Origin of the sequence: Aquiflexum sp. (assembly GCF_041749095.1) — a bacterium.
Lineage (GTDB): Bacteria > Bacteroidota > Bacteroidia > Cytophagales > Cyclobacteriaceae > Aquiflexum.
In genome coordinates, this window is the sequence record NZ_JBGTCA010000429.1 from 18,069 (window position 1) to 35,776 (window position 17,708).

At 37.2% G+C, this 17,708-nt stretch carries 12 protein-coding genes; 6 read left to right on the forward strand and 6 right to left on the reverse strand.

Going from position 1 to position 17,708, the window contains the following annotated elements; genetic code table 11:
• The first annotated feature begins 170 nt into the window (after nucleotides 1-170).
• From ACEW8O_RS19530 to ACEW8O_RS19540, 3 genes are all read left to right on the forward strand, one after another.
• The gene (locus tag ACEW8O_RS19530; protein WP_373496308.1) at nucleotides 171-674 is read left to right on the forward strand and encodes a dihydrofolate reductase; all 504 of its coding nucleotides are present in this window, start codon (nucleotides 171-173) and stop codon (nucleotides 672-674) included.
• On the forward strand, nucleotides 661-1,926 hold the full coding sequence (locus tag ACEW8O_RS19535) for a competence/damage-inducible protein A (protein ID WP_373496346.1): 1,266 nt from the start codon (nucleotides 661-663) through the stop codon (nucleotides 1,924-1,926). The genes ACEW8O_RS19530 and ACEW8O_RS19535 overlap by 14 nt, the downstream gene beginning before the upstream one ends.
• Nucleotides 1,927-2,009: 83 nt before the next feature.
• Nucleotides 2,010-3,311 (forward strand): dihydrolipoamide acetyltransferase family protein, encoded by a 1,302-nt coding sequence (locus tag ACEW8O_RS19540; protein ID WP_373496309.1) that lies wholly within the window; start codon nucleotides 2,010-2,012, stop codon nucleotides 3,309-3,311.
• Nucleotides 3,312-3,320: 9 nt separating this feature from the next.
• Here ACEW8O_RS19540 and ACEW8O_RS19545 read toward each other — a convergent pair whose 3' ends face one another.
• The 5 genes from ACEW8O_RS19545 to ACEW8O_RS19565 form a co-directional block, all read right to left on the reverse strand.
• Nucleotides 3,321-6,215, reverse strand: a complete 2,895-nt coding sequence (locus tag ACEW8O_RS19545) for a response regulator (RefSeq protein ID WP_373496310.1) — start codon at nucleotides 6,213-6,215, stop codon at nucleotides 3,321-3,323.
• Nucleotides 6,212-7,216 carry a Cache sensor protein gene (locus tag ACEW8O_RS19550; protein ID WP_373496311.1) on the reverse strand — a complete coding sequence of 335 codons (1,005 nt, stop codon included), beginning with the start codon at nucleotides 7,214-7,216 and terminating at the stop codon, nucleotides 6,212-6,214. Before ACEW8O_RS19550 ends, ACEW8O_RS19545 begins: the two co-directional genes overlap by 4 nt.
• Nucleotides 7,217-7,243: 27 nt before the next feature.
• Nucleotides 7,244-7,483 carry a hypothetical protein gene (locus tag ACEW8O_RS19555; RefSeq protein WP_373496312.1) on the reverse strand — a complete coding sequence of 80 codons (240 nt, stop codon included), beginning with the start codon at nucleotides 7,481-7,483 and terminating at the stop codon, nucleotides 7,244-7,246.
• Nucleotides 7,480-7,896, reverse strand: a complete 417-nt coding sequence (locus ACEW8O_RS19560; protein ID WP_373496313.1) for an OsmC family protein — start codon at nucleotides 7,894-7,896, stop codon at nucleotides 7,480-7,482. Before ACEW8O_RS19560 ends, ACEW8O_RS19555 begins: the two co-directional genes overlap by 4 nt.
• 99 nt (nucleotides 7,897-7,995) lie before the next feature.
• Nucleotides 7,996-11,376, reverse strand: coding sequence for a methylmalonyl-CoA mutase family protein (locus tag ACEW8O_RS19565; RefSeq protein WP_373496314.1), 3,381 nt, complete (start codon nucleotides 11,374-11,376; stop codon nucleotides 7,996-7,998).
• Nucleotides 11,377-11,721: 345 nt separating this feature from the next.
• Between ACEW8O_RS19565 and ACEW8O_RS19570 the strand changes: the two genes are divergently transcribed.
• The 3 genes from ACEW8O_RS19570 to ACEW8O_RS19580 all read left to right on the forward strand — a co-directional run bounded on the left by ACEW8O_RS19570 (nucleotide 11,722) and on the right by ACEW8O_RS19580 (nucleotide 16,684).
• Entirely contained in the window at nucleotides 11,722-12,801 is a 1,080-nt protein-coding gene (locus ACEW8O_RS19570; RefSeq protein ID WP_373496315.1) for a site-2 protease family protein, read from the forward strand.
• 84 nt (nucleotides 12,802-12,885) lie between these two features.
• Nucleotides 12,886-15,024: a glycoside hydrolase family 97 protein gene (locus tag ACEW8O_RS19575; protein ID WP_373496316.1), complete on the forward strand. Its 2,139-nt coding sequence runs from the start codon at nucleotides 12,886-12,888 to the stop codon at nucleotides 15,022-15,024.
• 157 nt (nucleotides 15,025-15,181) lie between these two features.
• The gene (locus ACEW8O_RS19580; protein WP_373496317.1) at nucleotides 15,182-16,684 is read left to right on the forward strand and encodes a glycoside hydrolase family 32 protein; all 1,503 of its coding nucleotides are present in this window, start codon (nucleotides 15,182-15,184) and stop codon (nucleotides 16,682-16,684) included.
• 11 nt (nucleotides 16,685-16,695) lie between these two features.
• Here ACEW8O_RS19580 and ACEW8O_RS19585 read toward each other — a convergent pair whose 3' ends face one another.
• Nucleotides 16,696-17,601, reverse strand: coding sequence for a hypothetical protein (locus ACEW8O_RS19585; RefSeq protein ID WP_373496318.1), 906 nt, complete (start codon nucleotides 17,599-17,601; stop codon nucleotides 16,696-16,698).
• Nucleotides 17,602-17,708 lie beyond the last annotated feature (107 nt).

The following is a 17,708-nucleotide window of genomic DNA, read 5'->3' on the forward strand; positions in this document are numbered from 1 at the left end:
TTTCAAAGAATCATATTACTCACCCGGATCCATAGTTTGAAATACTATCCCATTGATACAGATTTTCCAAAGCATTTTGGATGTTTGGAACAATGGGATGTTTATTTAGAAAGATTAGATTTTTTGATTTGATAAAGCTTAATAACTTCGCAGATAAACAATCCATTATTTTGAAAATTTCAATCATCGTAGCCAAAGCAAAGAATAACGTAATCGGTAAGGACAACCAATTGATTTGGAAACTCAGTTCCGATCTTAGATTATTTAAAAAACTGACCACCGGCCACCACATCATTATGGGTCGAAAAACTTATGATTCAGTTGGCAAACCCCTTCCCAATAGAACTTCAATTGTCATCACCAGAAACAGAGATTTGAAACTACCTGAAGGTCATTTTGTCTTTCATTCTTTCGAAGATGCAATTCAGCTATGTATCAGCAAAAAAATAGAACAGCTATATATTATAGGTGGCGCAGAAATTTACCGGCAAGCCTTACCATTATGTGATGAACTCATTGTGACTGAAGTAGATGCATATCCCCAAGGAGATGTATTTTTCCCTGAAATTGACCCAAATAAATGGCAAGAAATCTCCAGGGAACGTTTCCAAAGAGATGAAAAAAACGAATATGATTTTGACTTTGTCATCTACAAACGAAATGATCAATTATAAAGAAATAAAAGCTGAGATTTTGGCGATTGGAGATGAATTACTCTATGGTCAAATCATAGATACTAACAGCCATTGGATAAGTCAGGAACTTGACAAAATCGGTGTTCGGGTAGTTAGGAGAAGTACTGTAGGTGATTCTAGAGATTCAATTTTGACTGCATTTGGAGAAGCAGAAAAACGGGCTGATATCATTCTAATGACAGGAGGATTAGGCCCCACAAATGACGACTTGACCAAACCTTTATTGGCTGAATACTTTAATTGCAGCGTTGAATTGGTACCTGAAGCTTTAGAAGCAGTCCGGACATTTTTTGAAAAAAGAGGAAGGGAACTTACACCGATCAATGAACTTCAGGCATATTTACCAACTAAATGCACCTATGTACCCAATGAGCTGGGAACGGCCCCGGGCATGTGGTTCAATGAAAACGGCAAAGTCTGGATGTCCATGCCCGGTGTCCCTCATGAAATGAAAAAACTCATGACTGACCATGTGATTCCGAAAATCAAAGAGATCTTTCCCCTCCCCAATATCTATCATAAAGTAATCAAGACTGTTGGCATAGGGGAAAGTTGGTTGGCTGATTTGATCAAAGATTGGGAAAAAAACCTTCCTATACACATCAAACTGGCATATTTACCATCTCTTGGTCAGGTAAAACTTCGCTTGACTGCTTTTGGGGAAGACAATGCAAAACTTCACGATGACGTTGAAAAAGAAATTGAAAAGGTCAAACCAATCATTGAAAAGTATATTTACGGGTATAACAAAGAGACCCTTGAAGAATCTGTTGGGAGGCTCTTAAAACAACAAAATAAAAAAGTCGCTATTGCCGAAAGCTGCTCAGGTGGATATATTTCCCATTTGTTGACAAGTATTGCCGGAAGCAGCGATTATTTTCAGGGCAGCCTAATCCCCTATCACAATCATTTTAAAAACAGACTGCTTGATGTGGATTCTGAAACCTTGAAAGAGTTTGGTGCTGTAAGTGAAGAAACAGTAATTCAAATGTCCCAAAACATCCAAAAAATGTTTGAGGCTGATGTTGGACTTGCAAGTAGCGGTATTGCAGGACCTGGCGGAGGTTGGGTTGAAAAACCCGTAGGAACTGTTTGGATAGCTTGCGCCATGAAGGAGAAAACTGTCACAAAAAAATTACAACTTACCCAGGACAGAATGCTAAATATTCAATTGACAGGGGTAGCAGTTTTGAATTTACTCAGACTATGTTTATTGAATAAAACAGAATAAAAATTTTCAATGGGAGTTTTGTATTCGAAAAAATAAAATTTAATTTTAAAACTTGGAAATAAACCCAATTAAATAAAAGTAACATGGCTACTGTAGAAATGCTGATGCCCAAGATGGGTGAGAGTATCATAGAAGGCACCATACTCACTTGGCTCAAAAAAGAAGGTGATAAGATTGAACAGGATGAATCTGTTCTTGAGGTAGCCACTGATAAGGTGGACACTGAAGTCCCTGCTATTCATGGAGGAATTCTTACAAAAATACTTGCGCAGGAAGGTGAGGTAGTAGCAGTAGGTTCAGCCATTGCCCTTATCGAAACGGAAGGACAAGAAAACGGGCAAATTGAGCAAATCAAATTGACTACTGTATCTTCTAAAGAAGAATTGATGGAAGCTGCGCCGTCTAAAACTGCAACATTGATCTCCCCAACTGAAATTTTCAGCAGTTCAAACATTGCTGATGATAGATTCTATTCCCCATTGGTCTTAAGTATCGCAAAAGAGGAAAAGATAAGCAAAGAGGAGTTGGTTTCTATACCGGGAACTGGTAAAGACGGTCGGGTCACAAAACAGGACATGCTGACTTTTCTTAAAGAAAGAGAAAAACCAAAGTCAGTTGGAGTTTCCACATCTCAAGCAGTATATATTCCTCAAAAAGTCGAAATGAGTATTTCTGCACATGATGAAATCTTGGAAATGGATCGGATGCGCAAGATGATAGCACAAAGAATGGTGGATTCTAAAAGAATTTCGCCCCATGTGACTTCATTTGTAGAAGCTGATGTTACAAATATTGTTTTGTGGAGAAACAAAGTTAAAGACAGCTATAAAAAGAAGGAAGGTGAACCAATTACATTTACACCATTTTTCATACAGGCAGTTGCAAGAGCCATCAGGGATTTTCCTATGATCAATATTTCTGTGGATGGCGATAAAATCATCAAAAGAAAAAACATCAATGTTGGGGTAGCAGTAGCCTTGCCAAGCGGAAATTTAATAGTGCCTGTAATCAAAAATGCAGACCAATTGAATCTAACGGGTTTATCCAAGAAAATAAATGACTTGGCGAACAGGGCAAGAGTCAATAAACTTTCACCCGACGAACTTGTTGGAGGAACTTACACTGTTTCCAACGTAGGATCATTTGGTAATGTCATGGGTACTCCCATTATCATGCAGCCACAGGTAGCAATCTTGGCAGTTGGCGCCATTCAAAAGAAACCTGCGGTAGTAGAAACACCAACCGGTGATATGATCGCAATAAGGCATAAGATGTTTCTTTCGCATTCATACGATCACAGGGTCGTAGATGGGTCTTTGGGAGGGATGTTTGTCAGAAGAGTTGCTGACTATCTTGAAGCTTTTGATTTGAATACAGAGATATAAAAAAAGAGGTCAACCGGCCTCTTTTTTATTGAGCTTCTTTTCTGCACACCTCTTGAAAATTTCCGCTAACTCTTTAAATTTCACAGGCTTTGTGAGGTAATCATTCATTCCAGCTTCCATGGCTCTGTCAACATCTTCTTGAAAAGCGTTTGCGGAAAGCCCTATAATTTCCACTGAGGTAGATCTCATTTTTTTTATATGCCTACATGCATCAAGACCATTCATGACGGGCATTTGAATATCCATCAAAATCAGGTCAAAATCATTGATATTAGCCAAATTTACAGCTTCTTCACCATTGGAAGCTACTTGATAGGTATATCCCAATTGTGACATCAGCATATCCATAAACCTGAGGTTAGTCCTGTTATCCTCAGCAATCATTACTTTCAGCGGGTATTTCTCCGCCATATTTTTCCAATCCAATAAGGAACTATCCTCTTCAAAGCTTTCCTTACTGTAAATACTTTTCTGGTCATTCGAAATTTTTCCAAAGACTGAAAATGTAAATGTTGATCCACTACCAAGAATACTCTTTATACTCAATTGCCCCCCCATCAATTCTATAAACTTATTCGAAATCGCAAGACCTAAACCTGTTCCTTGATGCTGTCGGGTATTACTGCTATCGACTTGAACAAATGGCTTTGTCAGATCACTTATTTGATCTTTTGGAATGCCTATTCCCGTATCAGTTATTTCAAAATGAAGGATTATGCTTTTCTCTAAAATTTCTTCACCTGATATTTTAAGGTTGACTTTACCACCTTCCGGTGTGAATTTTATGGCATTACCTAAGATATTTATGAGAATCTGAATCAGTTTTTCCTTATCCAATTCCACATATTCAGGCATTATTGATTCAAATTGATAGCTGAAACTGATATTTTTCTCACTGACCAATCCTGAAAATATCCTTAATGATTTTTCAATTTCATTTTTGAAATTGAAAACTTTTGTATTGAGGGACATCTCTCCAGCTTCAATTTTGGAATAATCAAGAATATCTTTAATGATATTGAGTAATGATTCTCCCGAATCCTTGATGATTTCCACATATTCTTTTTGAATCTTATCGAGTATTGTTTCTTCCAAAAGATTAATAATTCCCAGAAGGCCATTCATGGGAGTCCTGATTTCATGACTCATGTTTGCCAAAAACTCTGATTTTGCTTTATTGGATTGCTCTGCGGACAACATTGCTTCTTGGAGGCCCTTTTCCCACAATTTCTGTGCAGTGATATCTCTTGCCATCGAAATGATTCTGCCTTCGTCAAGCTTGAATATTCTAACTTCAAATATCCTTTTCCCAATGGTTAGCATCAACTCAAACTCCATAGTCTGCAACTTTGCTGTTTGAACCACTTTGGTAAATAACGCCATCATTTCTCTGTTCAATGGATCAGGCAGCACATTGAGTAAGGTTTTTCCCATGGAATCCGAAGCAGGATAAAGCAACAAACTTTCGTCCTGAACATAATAATCTAAAAAAACACCTTCATTATTATAAATAAAAATCAAGTCTGGAAGACTGTTTAATACTGCCCTAAGTCGGTTTTCGCTTTTTATCAATTTTTGTTCAGACTCGAATTTCTCATTGATATCTGTACAAATCCCTACATTACCCAAATACTCACCCCCTTCATTGTAAAGTAGCTTTTCAAATACTCGGACAACAATTATCTCTCCATTGCTTTTTATGAATTTGATCTCTGTTGTAATTACTTCTTTCTTTTCACTAATTGAATCCTTGATGATTTTATTTAGTATCAGTTTATCATCACTATGGATATAATCTTTAAAATTTCTTACAAAATCTTTTTTTGTATAGCCTAAAACATTAAAAACCTCCTCACTCACTTTGGTCATCACCCCCTTAGCATCCTGGAAATAGATAAATCCTTTGGATTCCTGCAATAAAAGTGTTTGTCTTCTAAAAAGCTCCTCGATTTCCTCAGAGCTTTTAGATAGTAAATCATTGGCATATTGGGTATTTTTTATAAACTTAAACAGGATCAAAATCACTAATGCCAATAAAACCAGAAGCCCTAAGAGTAGGTAGAAATAAGCACTATAAACCACAAATCCCAAAAAAGTAATGTCTTGGATAAAAACAACAGCGAACTTTTTATCATTGGTAGGAAGATTGAAAGGATATTGGTGGACAAGTACTTTTAATTTCTCAGGTGAATCAATAGAACTTATAAAACCAATGTAATCTCCTTTTAAACCTTCATCAACATTTCGTGAAATATCTGATAGTATCCCACCTTCAAAAATGTAGTTCCCAAATTGTTGTTCTAAACCTAGAGTAAGAAACTCCCCATCATTGTAAATGAATTTATCCCCAGACTTGCCCAAATAATAATTCGCTAATTTGTATACAAAAAACCTATCTAAATTAGTTTTGACGGTTATTCCAACACCTTTGTTTGGATTTGACAATACCAGTTCATTTTTGTTTTGAGGAACTTGTGAATAATTTTCAAACGTAGTTCTCAAAAAATTATTTTGATCGTCAAAGTGAAAAGAAACTGTCTTATTTGGGAATGTAACCACAATCGTATCCAATACATCTCTATGGTTATTGAAAATCCTTCTTGCTCTTTTTTCAAAAGCAAGCTCTTCATTTGAAGTTCGTTCGTAAGTCCAGGGTTCAAGGTTGTTTACTAAAAATAGCATGTCCTCATACATAAAAGTGAAATCATTTTGGATATCCTTAGCGGCGAGTTCCACTTGCTTGGAAAAAGTTTGTTTTCTAGAGTTGATTTGGTTTTCTTTTAAAACATTAAAAAAACTATATGATAAAAAAAGCACTAAAAAGATCACAGCAATTCCAATGGCTACAAACCACCTGTAATACGCTTTACTTAAAGAAAAAGAAGAATAAAGATTTGATTTCATTGTAGTTCCAAATCAAGCATAAACCAATTAAGGCGTTCAATCCTTTTTGCCCTGATGATCATTTTTTCCACGTCATCACCTAGCGTATATTTCTTTTCTCCTGCCAATATAATGTCTGAGGCCATTTTTCTAACTTCTCTACTTTTACTTTTGAACAAATTAAAATCTTCGACCCTATAACTATCAGAAGTGATTGTCTGTGTATAGGTGTGATTTTTTAAAGGAGGTAGAGAAAGGGCCTCGATGGCTTTATTTTTTCCTGCAACCACAGTTCCTGTTGCATCCACTATCAACAAAATTTTATTTGATTTATTGATATATGATTCAACTATGTTATTGATAGTTATATCAAATGCCATAACCATCATCAATTTGTTTTCATGGTAAACAGGTTGTAAAAGGGAAATCATCCATCCTCTACCTACTGGATCAACATAGATATCTTTTACCCATACTGTGCTTTTGGAGGGATTGTGCGCTTCATCTGCTTCATAATAAAAATTGAAAGAAGTAAGGTCAAGATCCGGCTCCAGCATGTTGTACACATCATAAGGAGGATAAAGTCTGTTTAATTGTGCAGAGGAATTAAAATACACTTGTGAGACCACACTCCTTTTCCGCACAATATCTTTGAATATACTATCAAGTGGATTGGTAACATATATCATTTCCATCACCATATCAAGGTCCTGTTCCAATTCCGGTATGTATAGGGTACTTAAAGATGAGTCAGCACCTGAACCTGCATTTGCTGCGACACCTTTAATCAGGTATTTTGATTTATCTGCTTTTGATATCCATTCCTCCTTATGTTCAAATAACTCCTCTGTAAACTTTCCCAAATTGATGATTTCATCTTCAAGTTCTTTAAGGTCATAGTCCATAAGCGAAGCCATTGCTTCAAGCTCCAACCAATGTTGAGAACTTTCTATAGAATCGGTGCGATTGCAGGAACAAACTACCACCACAGAAAATAAAACTATAAATCCAGAAATCTTCATAATCGAACTTTAGGTAATGGCCTAAAGCTAAAGATTTTCAAGCTTTTTTTGAAAAGTTTGTCCCATTTCTTTAAATCTTTGGATTACTCCTCTAAAAAATTCCCCCTCATAAAACCCTTCTAATTCCGACTCCTCATGGATGTCAGTTTCAGGGATTTTAAAGGTCTGTTCCATTGGACCAAATTCAAATTTGATCAGGTATTTATTGTTCCATGAAAAAACTGAAATACGAACCTCCTCTTTAGTTAATTCTTTCACTACTCTCATAAAGGTCGTTTTACTTTTGTAGTAAATGTGATATTGGATTTCAATGAATTAGCAACTGAGCAATATTTGTCTACAGAAAGGGCAACTACTTTTTTAAATTCTTCCTCTGTTGCATCTGGAGAAACAATAACAAAATTCAAAACAATATCTGTATAAAATGCTGGAACACCATCATTTCTGGTCCCTTCAATATCAATATAAAAATCATCAATGGTTTTTCTTTTCTTTCTCATCATCAGGACCGCGTCCACAGCAGAACACCCTCCTAAGGCCGAAAGTAATAAGTCCATGGGAGATTGGGCTTTTTTTTCCGGTGCGTCATACATATCAATATCCACCTTATTTCCTTGAAGGTTTGTAGCTTCATATTCAAAATCCCCCTTCATTCTGACGGTAACGTTTCTTTTGCTCATTTTTATTTAATTTAAAGATTCGAAAATTGAAAAATTGAAAGAATAACATCAAAACCCGGGTCTACAATTTTCCAATTTTATAATTTTTCAATTTTTAATCTACATATTCCTCCTGTACTGTCCGCCAACTTCATACAAAGCCTGTGTAATCTGACCTAACGAACAGAACTTCACTGCCTCCATTAATTTTTCGAAAATATTATAATTGCGAACAGCGGCCATTTGAAGTTCGTTCAGGATAGCATGGGTATTGTCTTTATTTCTTGCTTTGAGAAGTTCCAAAGTGTTGATTTGGCTAATCTTTTCCTGTTCATTCGCCCGAATAACTTCACCCGGTGTCACAGTAGGAGAACCATCAGAAGAAAGAAAGGTATTTACTCCAATAATTGGGTATTCTCCAGTATGTTTCAAGGTTTCATAATATAGACTCTCTTCTTGGATTTTACCTCTTTGGTACATGGGTTCCATAGCACCCAAAACACCCCCTCTTTCAGTAATCCTATCAAATTCTTTGTAAACAGCTTCTTCTACCAAATCTGTCAATTCTTCAATAATAAAAGCACCTTGAATTGGGTTTTCATTTTTGGCAAGTCCGAGTTCCTTGTTGATGATCAATTGTATTGCCATGGCCCTTCTCACAGAAGCCTCCGTAGGAGTGGTGATCGCCTCGTCATACGCATTGGTATGCAATGAATTGCAATTGTCATAAATTGCATATAATGCTTGAAGTGTAGTCCTGATATCATTGAAATCTATTTCCTGGGCATGGAGTGAGCGACCTGAAGTTTGAATATGATATTTCAGCATTTGGGAACGCTCATTTGCCCTATATTTTAATTTCATTGCTTTTGCCCAGATTCTTCTTGCTACCCTTCCAATTACTGAATATTCCGGATCTATTCCGTTGGAGAAAAAGAAAGACAGATTTGGAGCAAATTTATTGATGTCCATTCCTCTAGACACATAATATTCCACGTAAGTAAACCCATTGGATAGCGTCAAAGCCAATTGGGTGATGGGATTGGCGCCCGCTTCTGCTATGTGATATCCGGATATCGAAACAGAATAAAAATTCCTGATTTTGTTTTCAATAAAATATTGCTGCACATCTCCCATCAAACGCAATGAGAATTCTGTAGAAAAAATACAGGTATTCTGGGCTTGATCCTCTTTCAGTATATCTGCCTGAACAGTTCCTCTAACTTTTCTGAGGGTTTCTTTTTTGATGGTTTGATAGATTTCAGATGGCAGGACTTCATCACCTGTAACTCCCAATAACATCATACCCAAGCCATCATTTCCTTCCGGAACTGTACCGTTATAAGTTGGTCTTGGAGTTCCTTTGGTACTGTACATAGCATTGATTTTGGAATTTACTTCTTCTTCAAGCCCATTCTCCCTGATGTAAATTTCGCACTGTTGATCTATGGCCGCATTCATAAAAAATGCTGTCATGGTTGCAGCAGGTCCATTGATTGTCATCGAAACTGAGGTCATGGGATCAGCAAGGTTAAAACCGGAATAGAGTTTCTTGGCATCATCCAAGCAACAGATATTAACACCGGAATTCCCGACTTTACCATAAATATCAGGTCGATAATCCGGATCTTCCCCATATAGGGTGACGGAATCGAATGCTGTTGACAGCCTTTTTGCAGGTAGTCCTCTTGAAACGTAATGAAACCTTTTGTTTGTTCTTTCAGGTCCCCCTTCGCCGGCAAACATCCTAGCAGGATCTTCACCTTCTCTTTTGAAGGGAAAAACTCCCGCTGTGTAGGGGAATTCACCTGGTACATTTTCCTTCAATCCCCATTTAAGGATATCCCCCCATGCTTCATATTTTGGCAGAGACACTTTTGGGATTTTGGTTTGGGAAAGAGAGGAATAATATGTCTGAACCTTGATTTCCTTATCTCTCACTTTGAATACATAAAAATCATCAGCATATCGCTGTTTCTTTTCGGGCCATTCCTCCAGCCACTTTTTATTTTTAGGATCAAGGTCCAAAGCTACTTGTTCGTAAACTTCATCAAGTTCCTTGACCAATCTATCTTCATCAGTTAATTTCACCGATTTAATGGCTTCTATTGATTTTTTGATGCTGTATAGTTTTTGAGCAACTTCTTTTTGGTCTTCTACCCATTTGTCATAGCCTCGATTATTCTCAGAAATTTCTGAAAGATATCTAGTCCTAGCTGGTGGAATGATAAAAATCTTTTCAGACATCTCTTTACTGACTTCAAAGAAAGTATTCAAATCAACACCTGTCTTTTCGACCAACTTATGAATAATAGCTTTATAGAGATTATTCATGCCCGGATCATTGAACTGGGAAGCAATAGTTCCATAAACCGGTATATCCTCGTCGGCAATATCCCATAAATTATGATTTCGCTTATACTGCTTTTTAACATCCCTCAAGGCATCCTGCGCGCCTCTCTTGTCAAATTTGTTAAGCGCAATAATATCAGCAAAATCCAGCATGTCAATTTTTTCCAACTGTGTAGCAGCCCCATATTCCGGGGTCATCACATAGAGTGACATGTCCGAATGTTCTACAATTTCAGTGTCTGATTGGCCTATCCCGGAAGTTTCCAGGATGATCAGGTCAAAATTTGCTGCTTTAAATATATCAACTGCATCCTGAACATATTTGGAAAGTGCCAAATTGGATTGCCTTGTCGCCAATGAGCGCATGTACACTCTTGGATTGTTGATGGCATTCATCCGGATTCTATCTCCCAACAATGCTCCACCTGTTTTTCTTTTGGATGGATCAACCGAAACAATGGCAATGTTTTTATCCTTGAAATCCACCAAAAACCTTCTGACCAATTCATCCACCAAAGAGGATTTTCCTGCCCCTCCTGTCCCTGTTATTCCAAGCACAGGTACTTTGCTTTTTGTTACAGCGATCTTGATTTGCTGAAGCATTGATTTACTTTCTTCAGGAAAATTTTCGGCAGCAGAAATAACCCTTGCTATGGTTTTTGCATCTGATTTATCAAAAATACCCTCATGGTTGACATCTTTGCCAACGGGAAAATCAGATTTTTTTACTAGATCATTAATCATTCCCTGAAGTCCCATCGCTCGTCCATCGTCAGGTGAATATATCCTAGTGATACCATATTCTTGTAGTTCTTTGATCTCATCGGGCAAAATGGTCCCACCACCACCTCCAAAAATTTTTATTTGATTTGCTCCTTTTTCCTGAAGAAGGTCATACATGTATTTGAAAAATTCTACATGGCCTCCTTGATAAGATGTAATGGCTATTGATTGTACATTCTCCTGAATCGCACAATCCACAATTTCCTGAACAGACCTGTTATGTCCTAAATGAATCACTTCACAGCCTGTAGATTGGATGATGCGACGCATAATATTAATAGCAGCATCGTGCCCATCAAAAAGAGATGCGGCTGTAACAATTCTGATATGATTCTCTGGTTTGTAAATTTCCTGGGAAAAAGACATTTCAATTGGGTTTATATACTCAAACACAAAACCAAAATTGGAAGTTTTACTCAACTTCTAACTTTTAGTATTTGGGATATTCTACATGCGAAGATAAGAAAAATCACAGCGCAAAAACCATAGTTTATAGGATTTATCAAAATAATATTTTGATAAATTAAGTTAAATCTAATATTTCAGAACATAGTTTAAAGAATTTATATCGAAACCAAAATTAATGTATCCTTCCAACCAAAAGACAATCATATTTGCAGGTGATTTAAATCAGCTTTTACGCAGCAATACTGGGTTTTCTTTGTAAAAAGGAACTGATAAAAGTTTAAATTTGGAATATAATAAACTAAAATGAAACTATCCTTATTTATAGGAAAATATAGAAATGTAAAAGTTTTTATACATTGGACATTTTCCCTGCTATTGCTATGGATCATCATATCCAATATGCGTCAGGGAATGCCTGCAATTGATATTTTCTGGATCATAATTTTTGTTTTTGCCTTATTCTTCTGTGTGGTATTACATGAATTTGGGCATTCATTGGCAGCTCAAAAGTATGGAATTCAAACAAAAGATATTGTCCTGTATCCAATCGGGGGAATTGCCAGGCTAGAAAAATTACCTGAAGACCCAAAACAAGAACTATGGGTTGCAATAGCCGGTCCACTTGTGAATATTGGCATATTTTTTATTCTTTCTGCCATTTTAATTATAACTGGATTTGATCTTGAAAATCTGGAAGAAATCAAAATAAATCCCAATACAATCGTACTTTACTTGGCTTCAGCTAATTTGATATTGGCACTGTTCAATTTACTTCCCGCCTTCCCAATGGATGGTGGAAGAGTTTTACGTGCATTTTTGGCAATTAGACTTCCACGAGCCAAGGCAACTCAAATTGCTGGGGGAATTGGTCAGTTCTTGGCCATATTTTTTATTTTCTTCGGATTGTTCAACAACCCCATATTGGTTCTGATAGGAATTTTTATTTTTCTTGGTGCAGGTGCAGAGGTAAGCCATACAAAGCAGGAAAGCTTCTTGAAAGGCTTCAAGGTTAAGGACGCCCTGATGATGAAATTTCAAATTATTGGTTTTGACGCACCATTGGCAAAAGCAATTGAAAAATTATTGAATTCTCAGGCAACACATTTTGTAGTCGTCAAAGATGATGTGGCAATCGGCACCCTCAGCAGGAATGAAATCATTAAAGGTCTAAAAGAAGGAAATGAAACAACTTTGGTGGAAAAAGTGGCTGATTTCAGTCCGTTGAAAATCGAAACTGAACAGGATCTTGATGACGCGTGGCGAAACATGATCACTGGAAATAAAAAGGTTGCTTTTGTCATTGAAGACGGTAACTTTTTGGGCATCCTCGACCAAGAAAATATCAGCGAGTTTGTAATGGTAAAATCAGCCTTGACCAAATGATTAATATTTCCAGCTTAAATAGTCTTATATTTATATTTTCATAAAAACAGCTACTACTAAAGCTTTACTCAAAAATACAATTAGATGAGAAAATCCATATCCCTTTCGTTTATACTTTGTCTTTGGTCAATTTTTTTAATTGCACAATCAATACAATCCCCTAACACAAATGTAAAACTTGATTTTGAAATTATTGAAGGCAAAGCTATTTATCAGTTGTCTTTTAAAGGAAAACCTGTAATCGCACCAAGTCAATTGGGCTTTGAAATCAAAAATCAAGCAACTCTCGAGGATGGATTCCAATTAATGGAAACACAAGAATCTTCATTTGATGAAACCTGGAATCCGGTGTGGGGTGAAGAAAGTAAAATAAGAAACCATTATAACGAACTGTATGTCCAATTAAGCCAACCCAATACTGAGCGAATTATTGCGATCAGGTTCAGGGTTTATGATGATGGATTAGGTTTTAGGTATGAGTTTCCTTCACAACCAAATTTGGCTCATTTTGTCATTAAAGAAGAAAAAACCCAGTTTGCAATGTCAGGTGACCATACTGCCTTTTGGATTGCTGGAGATTATGACACTCAAGAATATGATTACACGGAATCCAAACTTTCTGATATCAGGGGATTTATGGAAAAAGCAGTTACAGCCAATCTTTCCCAGAAACCATTTTCACCTACAGGAGTTCAGACTTCCCTTATGATGAAATCTGAAGATGGTTTGTACATCAACCTTCATGAAGCAGCATTAATAGATTATTCAACCATGCACCTCAATTTGGATGACAAAAACTTCGTCTTCAAGTCTTGGCTGACCCCTGATGTCAATGGAGACAAAGGATATCTCCAAACCCCATTCAATACTCCTTGGAGAACAGTGATTGTCAGTGATGACGCAAGAGATATCTTGGCGTCAAGGATGACTTACAACCTCAATGAACCTTCCAAAATCGAAGATACTTCTTGGATCAAGCCCATGAAATATATCGGGGTTTGGTGGGAAATGATCACTGGGAAAAGCTCTTGGGCCTACACGGATGAATTCCCGGCTGTCAGGTTAGGGGAAACTGATTTTTCAAAAGCCAAACCCAATGGCATACATGGTGCAAACACCCCTAATGTCAAGCAGTATATTGATTTCGCCGCAGAGCATGGATTTAGTGGAGTATTGGTAGAAGGATGGAATATTGGTTGGGAAGATTGGTTTGGAAATTCCAAAGATTTTGTATTTGACTTTTTGACCCCTTATCCTGATTTTGATTTGGAAGGCATACGAGATTATGCGAAGCGTAAAGGTGTGGAAATGGTCATGCACCATGAAACCTCCTCTTCCGTGAGAAATTATGAAAGACATATGGATCGTGCTTACCAATTTATGAAGGACAATGGCTACAATGCTGTTAAAAGCGGATATGTTGGAGATATACTGCCCAGAGGAGAAAATCATTACAGTCAATGGATAGTAAATCATTATCAATATGCCATAGAAAAAGCTGCTGACTACCAAATCATGGTTAATGCCCATGAAGCGGTCCGTCCAACGGGGATTGCCCGTACATGGCCAAATCTCATTGCCAATGAGTCCGCAAGAGGAACAGAATACCAAGCCTTTGGTGGCAGTAATCCAAACCACGTGACTGTATTGCCATTTACAAGACAAATAGGTGGGCCAATGGATTATACTCCTGGCATTTTTGAAATGGACATCAGCAAAATCAATCCTGATAACAATTCTTGGGTAAACAGCACCATGGCCAATCAATTGGCACTCTATGTCACCATGTACAGCCCACTTCAGATGGCTGCAGATCTACCGAAGAATTACGAGCGTTTTATGGACGCCTTCCAATTTATCAAGGACGTGGCTATTGATTGGGATGAAAGCAGGTATTTGGAAGCAGAACCCGGATATTTTATCACTGTAGCCAGAAAAGAAAAAGGCAGCAATAATTGGTTTGTAGGCAATGCAAATGGTGTACCTATCAGAACTTCCACGATTTCATTTGATTTCCTCGATGCTGACAAAACTTACATCGCCACCATCTATGCTGATGCCAAGGATGCTCATTACCGGAACAATCCTCAAGCATATACCATCAGAAAAGTAGTGGTCACCAATAAATCAAAACTCAGTCAGCAATCAGCGGCAGGTGGTGGTTACGCTATAAGTATCATAGAGACTACTAAAGAACAGGCTAAGGGCTTGAAGAAATTATAGATTGGAATTTTATAAACCACAAAAGAAACAAAAGATTGAGGTCATAATGAAGGAATTACATTTCATTCCTTCTCAGTAATGTCTTTTGTGTTCTTTTGTATCTTTTGTGGTTCATTATTTTTCCTCTATTTTTAAAAAATGTAAAATTTCCATCAACATGAATAAATCTCTTTTTATCATCATTTCTTTGTTTTCTGTTTTTTTTGCATGTAAAACAATAGAGGAGAAATCGAGTCCAATGGACACCTCATTATACAACGAACCCTTCCGTCCACAATTCCATTTTTCGCCTGAAGCCAATTGGATGAATGACCCGAATGGGATGGTGTATCTGGATGGAGAGTATCATTTGTTTTATCAATATTACCCTGACAGCACAGTTTGGGGCCCTATGCATTGGGGACACGCTATTTCTACAGACTTGGTGCATTGGGAGAATTTGCCCATTGCCATTTATCCGGATAAAAACGGTTGGATTTTTTCCGGTTCGGCAGTGATAGATCATAACAACACAAGTGGTTTGGGCTCAGATCAAAATCCTGCCATGATTGCCATTTTCACCTATCATGAGCCAGTTGGTGAAAAAGAAGGAAGAAATGATTTTCAGACACAAGGCATCGCTTATAGTTTGGACAAAGGAAGGTCTTGGACCGTTTATGAAAAAAATCCAGTGTTGAAAAACCCAGGTATCAAGGATTTTCGTGACCCAAAAGTGATGTGGCATGAAGATAAAGAAGGAAATGGAAGATGGATTATGTCCCTAGCTGTTTTGGACAAGATCGATTTCTACTCCACTCCAAATCTTTTGGAATGGACCTTTGAAAGTGACTTCAATCCAGAATGGGCTGCCTATGGTGGAGTATGGGAATGCCCGGACCTTTTTTCTTTGACTGCTGCTGATGGCACTAAAAAGTGGATCTTGTTTGTCAGCATCAATCCCGGTGGCCCACAAGGTGGATCAGCAACACAGTATTTTGTAGGGAATTTTGATGGAAAAACTTTCACTACAGAAAGCACAGAAACTTTATGGCTTGATTATGGCGCAGACAATTATGCAGGGGTTACTTGGTCTAACGTACCTGAATCAGATGGAAGAACGCTGTTTATCGGTTGGATGAGCAATTGGCAATATGGCCAAATTGTTCCTACTCACCCATGGCGCTCGGCCATGACCATTCCAAGAAAACTTGAATTGGTCAAGATCAATGATGAATATTTAGTCGCTTCTCGACCCGTGAAAGAAATTGAGAAATTAAGAAAGGAATCAAAAACAGTTTCAGGTTCTTCTTTTGAATTGGAAAATGAGTTGGTTGAGCTTGAACTTTCCCCAAACCAATCAGATTTCAAAATAAATATCTCAAATGATAAAGGTGAAAAGTTGATTGTTGAAAAATCAAGTCAAGAATTGAAAATTGACCGAACACAATCGGGAAAGATTGATTTCAGTCCGGAATTTCCTGCAGTGCATACGGCTCCATTAAATGGGATAAGAGTGGAAAAAGTTAGGTTGTTTATTGATAGGTCATCCATCGAGATATTTATTAATGATGGTGAGCTTATAATGACTGATTTGGTCTTTCCAACTTCACCATATTCCAAGATTAAATTAGAAGGTTTTTCTGAAAATAATTCCTTGCACTATTTAAGTGGAATATGGTAAAATCCGGGTAATCAAAACAAAGACCATAAATACAAGGGAACAGAGCCTACAAACTCCAATTGACCCTGACTATTTACTTTCATCAAAAACCCATCAGACATATTGAAAGGTCTAAATAAATCTCTGTGAGGATTGCCAGTCAAAATATTAAAATGACCAACCAAAAGTTGAAATCCTGCTGTTTGATTTTCTTTTATTATATCAAAAACATCTTCAAACATAAGTTCATTCGGATTGGCATTTTCATGATTCAGTCTTGAATCAGTTATAATTGGGTGATTGAGTTCCATGGCCTCGATGGTCTGAACTGCCCTGCAAAACTCACTACTAAGGGCAATCCCAATTGGTATTTGGAGTTTTTTGATTGCATCGCCGATCTTCTTTCCATTTCTCCTTCCGTTTTCATCCATTTGCCTAGCGACTTGTGGGTCACAGGATTTCCACCATTCCGGCAAAGGTGAGTCAACTATATCATCTCCGGTTCTGGCATCTGTATGTCTCAATACCAAAGCAATTCCCTGATGGTCTTCTTTCATCTTTCTCAAAGCGCCTACTGTCCTTACTGCATTGGCCTTATGCTTCATGATCAGGATTGGAATTGTTTGAATAATATTTGGGCTTTCATCAAAAGAACAATCAATCCAGTAAACACCTTCGGGAAGCTCTAACTCAGCAAAACCTGATTCTTCAATTTCAAAGGTTTGTAGCTCTGTATTTGGATAAAACTTTGCGGGTTTATTTGTCTCGATGTTAATCTGATAGACCTCATCGGTATGTTCTACATAAAACACCCCATCGATAAAATCTTCTGAGGTTATCAAACTTTCTTCTTTCTCTACTTCTTCCAAACAAGATGAAATCGATAAAGAAACTAACATCAACATCACAAGATGGATCGGTTTGAAGTAATATTTCATAAATAAATGAGTAATGGTGGAAAAGTTAAAAGTATTGAACTAAATGACTTATTCAAGTCACCTTGTTGGGTAACTTTAAGTACCCAAACAACTTACGAAAACAATCA

Excerpts from the sequence above, each read along its gene's own strand:
- ACEW8O_RS19535 (WP_373496346.1), top strand. The coding sequence starts at position 661 with ATGATCAATTATAAAGAAATAAAAGCTGAGATTTTGGCGATTGGAGAT.
- ACEW8O_RS19540 (WP_373496309.1), top strand. The coding sequence starts at position 2,010 with ATGGCTACTGTAGAAATGCTGATGCCCAAGATGGGTGAGAGTATCATA.
- ACEW8O_RS19545 (WP_373496310.1), bottom strand. The coding sequence starts at position 6,215 with ATGAAATCAAATCTTTATTCTTCTTTTTCTTTAAGTAAAGCGTATTAC.
- ACEW8O_RS19550 (WP_373496311.1), bottom strand. The coding sequence starts at position 7,216 with ATGAAGATTTCTGGATTTATAGTTTTATTTTCTGTGGTGGTAGTTTGT.
- ACEW8O_RS19555 (WP_373496312.1), bottom strand. The coding sequence starts at position 7,483 with ATGAGAGTAGTGAAAGAATTAACTAAAGAGGAGGTTCGTATTTCAGTT.
- ACEW8O_RS19560 (WP_373496313.1), bottom strand. The coding sequence starts at position 7,896 with ATGAGCAAAAGAAACGTTACCGTCAGAATGAAGGGGGATTTTGAATAT.
- ACEW8O_RS19565 (WP_373496314.1), bottom strand. The coding sequence starts at position 11,376 with ATGTCTTTTTCCCAGGAAATTTACAAACCAGAGAATCATATCAGAATT.
- ACEW8O_RS19570 (WP_373496315.1), top strand. The coding sequence starts at position 11,722 with ATGAAACTATCCTTATTTATAGGAAAATATAGAAATGTAAAAGTTTTT.
- ACEW8O_RS19575 (WP_373496316.1), top strand. The coding sequence starts at position 12,886 with ATGAGAAAATCCATATCCCTTTCGTTTATACTTTGTCTTTGGTCAATT.
- ACEW8O_RS19580 (WP_373496317.1), top strand. The coding sequence starts at position 15,182 with ATGAATAAATCTCTTTTTATCATCATTTCTTTGTTTTCTGTTTTTTTT.
- ACEW8O_RS19585 (WP_373496318.1), bottom strand. The coding sequence starts at position 17,601 with ATGAAATATTACTTCAAACCGATCCATCTTGTGATGTTGATGTTAGTT.